Source organism: Mycolicibacterium septicum DSM 44393 (assembly GCF_000455325.1).
Lineage (GTDB): Bacteria > Actinomycetota > Actinomycetes > Mycobacteriales > Mycobacteriaceae > Mycobacterium > Mycobacterium septicum.
The window spans coordinates 203203-206608 of sequence record NZ_HG322953.1 but is presented as its reverse complement, the minus strand read 5'-3'; the positions used below and the strand labels follow the sequence as shown (position 1 = coordinate 206608).

The following is a 3406-nucleotide window of genomic DNA, read 5'->3' as shown; positions in this document are numbered from 1 at the left end:
GCTCGGACAGCACCGTCACGATCGCCTCGCCGATACCCAAGGAGGTCAGCGCCTTCTCCAGGTCGTAGACGTCGGTCTTCGGGTAGGTGCGGACGGTCTTCGACAGCGCCTTCTGGTCATCCGGGGTGAAGGCACGCAACGCGTGCTGCACCCGCGCGCCCAGCTGCGACAGCACGTTGTTGGGGACGTCGGTGGGCAGCTGCGTGCAGAAGAACACGCCGACGCCCTTCGAGCGGATCAGCTTCACCGTCTGCTCGACCTGCTCCAGGAACGCCTTGGACGCGTCGGCGAACAGCAGATGCGCCTCGTCGAAGAAGAACACCAGCTTCGGCTTGTCGACGTCACCGACCTCGGGCAGCGTGGTGAACAGATCGGCCAGCACCCACATCAGGAACGTCGAGAACATCACCGGCCGCGCGGCCTGGGCTCCCAGCTCCAGCAGGCTGATGATGCCGCGGCCCTGCGCGTCGGTACGCAGCAGATCCTTGGGCTCGAGCTCGGGTTCACCGAAGAACGTGTCGGCGCCCTCGGCCTCCAGGTTCACCAGTGCGCGCAGGATCACCCCGGCCGTGGTGGCCGACACCGCGCCCAGCGCCTTGAGCTCGGGCTTGCCCTCGTCACTGGTGAGGAACTGGATCACCGACCGAAGGTCCTTGATGTCCAGCAGCGGCAGGCCCTTCTGGTCGGCCCAGTGGAAGATCAGGCCGAGCGTGGACTCCTGAGTCGCATTGAGGCCCAACACCTTCGACAGCAGGATCGGGCCGAAACTGGTGATGGTGGCGCGTACCGGGACGCCGATGCCCTCGGTGCCCAGCGACAGGAACTCCACCGGGAAGGCGGTCGGCGTCCAGCTGTCGCCGGTGTCCTTGGCGCGCTGTTCGGTCTTCTCGTTCGCCTCACCGGGCCTCGACAGCCCTGACAGGTCACCCTTCACGTCGGCCATCACCACCGGGACGCCCGCCGCCGACAACTGCTCGGCGATCACCTGCAGCGTCTTGGTCTTGCCGGTGCCCGTGGCACCCGCGATCAAGCCGTGCCGGTTGACGGTGGCCAACGGGATGCGGACCTGAGCAGTGGGGTCGACGGTGCCGTCGACAACCACCGCTCCCAATTCCAGTGCCTGGCCTTCGACTGCGTAACCGGCAGCGATCTGCTGCGCGGGGGTGGCTGTCGATTCGGTGGTCATGCCGCGGTCCTCCCAGTTTTCGCGAACGAGCCAATCGGGGTCTGACACTACTTGCCGGACGGCACACGCGGTGGGTGTGGCGGCTCGTCGCCCGGTATGGGAATACTGTGGATCTTCGTGCGAGACGAACTTGTATGGATCGACTGCGAGATGACCGGCCTGGACCTCAAGTCCGACCGCCTGATCGAGATCGCGGTTCTGGTCACCGACGCCGACCTGAACATCCTCGGGGACGGCCTTGACGTGGTCATACACACCGACGACGAGGCGCTGTCCTCCATGGTCGACGTGGTCAAACAGATGCACACCCGGTCCGGGTTGATCGAGGAAGTCCGGGTATCGACCGTCGATGTGGCCACCGCCGAGCAGATGGTGCTCGACTACATCCGCGAACACGTCAAGACCGCCAAGTCGGCGCCCCTGTGCGGCAACTCGATCGGCACCGATCGCGGCTTCATCGCCCGTGACATGCCCAAACTCGACGATTACCTGCACTACCGGATGATCGACGTCAGCTCGATCAAGGAGCTGTGCCGGCGCTGGTACCCCCGGATCTACTTCGGCCAGCCGGAAAAGGGTCTCGCACACCGCGCCCTGGCCGACATCCACGAGTCGATCCGCGAACTCAAGTACTACCGCTCGACCGCGTTCGTAGCTCAGCCTGGCCCGTCTACCAGCGACATTGCCGCCATCGCGGCCGAGCTCGGCCCGCCGAAGGACGACGCGCCAAAAACCGATTCGGCTCTGGAGCACCCGAGCAGTTAGTATCTACGAGCCGCATACGCCGAAAGGCGCCAGCGGCGATGGTGGCTGTAGTTCAGTTGGTAGAGCACCAGGTTGTGATCCTGGCTGTCGCGGGTTCGAGTCCCGTCAGCCACCCCGATATCGGGAACGCCGTCTGCGCAAGCAGGCGGCGTTCCTGTTTTCGGTGCTCTGCCAGGTTTGCCGTCATCCAGCTCGGGCTCCGGGAGACCATCCCCGAAGGCGTCGCCCGCCACCTCGTCTGCCCTACAGTCGGGATCATGAAAGTGCTTGTGGCCAAGCGTCCCTCACGACCGATGGCTGCGACCGACCGCTGGTCTGCCACCGAAGGCGAGGTCGTCGTCGCGCCTTTCGTCTGCGATGACGCCGGGTGCGGATGCGACGTCGTCCACCAGGGCATCACATCGCACGGCTACTCGACTCTGGCCGCCGTCGGTGAAGTCCCGGCCGCACCGGTCGACCTGATCGCCGCCTGCCGGACGCATCTGGCGGCCAGCCCCTGGGCGGGCGTGGTGAACGAACCAGCCGAACTGGACCTCATCGCCGAGGACCTCATCCACGACATGTGCGACGCCGCTGCACGCCATCCGGCCGGGACACTGCTGCGGATGACTTTCGACCGGCACCGCGGCAGCTGGGGCTACCAACCGCTGGATTGACCTGCGGATTTGCGCAACAGTAGGTCCGCTCAGTCCTTCGCGTCCGGATCCCAGGTCGAAGGCAACATCGGCGCCGTCGGACCGTCACCGAACCCGGCATCGCCCAGCGTCGTCAATCCCGTCGTCGTGGCATCCGTCTTGTCCCGCACACCAGAAAAGCCCAGTGGCCCCGCACCGCGATCCGACACTGCCGGCGCCTGCGACGTGGAGTCCGGCTGCGGACCCGCCTCGATGTCCATGTATTTGTTGCCATGTCCTCTGTCCCGAATCCCGGCTCGGCGACGTCGGCGGGCCCGCGCCTCACGGGCCGATTCTCCGGTTCCGGTGGCGGCCATATCGGGCTCGGGGGCTTTCTTCTTGGCGGTGGTCGCCGCGGTGGTCCGCGTCGCGGCCGCGACGCCGACGCCGGGGGCGCCGATCAAGTACGGCGGGACGAATCCTGATCCACCGCCCGGGGCGGCCGACGGCCCCGGCGCGGAGGTGACGGTTGCGGTCGCCGACGCTCCGGTGGCCGGGACCGTGGGGGCCGAGGGAGCGGTCGGAGCCGGTGGGCTTCCGGACACCGTCGACGCGCTCCCTGCGGCGGGCCATGACCCAGGTTCGGCACCGGCCGGAATCTCGGCGAAAACGGGTGCGGGCGGCTGGATCGCGGCCAGGCCGGCTATCGCCCACCCCAGGTTCGCGGTCACGATACCAGAGACCGGTTGAATCAGCGGCGTAGGGAACAACTGGAACGACGACCTGCAGCAGGCGTCGGGCCGCAAGTAGGAAAGCCAAGTTGTACGGCCAACACCAGTAG

General features: G+C 66.7%; 4 protein-coding genes and 1 tRNA gene. 3 read left to right on the top strand and 2 right to left on the bottom strand.

The features are described 5' to 3' along the window. On the bottom strand, positions 1 to 1186 hold a 1186-nt coding region (locus tag TX88_RS27930; RefSeq protein WP_044524143.1), incomplete at its 3' end, for a helicase HerA-like domain-containing protein. A 117-nt stretch (positions 1187 to 1303) separates the two neighbouring features. On the opposite strand from TX88_RS27930, the gene orn reads away from it, so the two are divergent. From orn to TX88_RS27915, 3 genes are all read left to right on the top strand, one after another. Continuing rightward, entirely contained in the window at positions 1304 to 1951 is a 648-nt protein-coding gene (orn, locus tag TX88_RS27925; protein ID WP_044524141.1) for an oligoribonuclease, read from the top strand. A 41-nt stretch (positions 1952 to 1992) separates the two neighbouring features. After that, positions 1993 to 2065: transfer RNA gene (locus TX88_RS27920), tRNA-His, on the top strand. Between the two features lie 143 nt (positions 2066 to 2208). Next, complete coding sequence (locus TX88_RS27915; RefSeq protein WP_044522453.1) at positions 2209 to 2607, top strand: DUF7715 family protein; 399 nt, start codon at positions 2209 to 2211, stop codon at positions 2605 to 2607. Between the two features lie 29 nt (positions 2608 to 2636). On the opposite strand, the gene TX88_RS27910 is transcribed toward TX88_RS27915, so the two are convergent. Next, complete coding sequence (locus tag TX88_RS27910; protein ID WP_049925462.1) at positions 2637 to 3296, bottom strand: PPW family C-terminal domain-containing PPE protein; 660 nt, start codon at positions 3294 to 3296, stop codon at positions 2637 to 2639. Positions 3297 to 3406 lie beyond the last annotated feature (110 nt).

Excerpts from the sequence above, each read along its gene's own strand:
- TX88_RS27915 (WP_044522453.1), top strand. The coding sequence starts at position 2,209 with ATGAAAGTGCTTGTGGCCAAGCGTCCCTCACGACCGATGGCTGCGACC.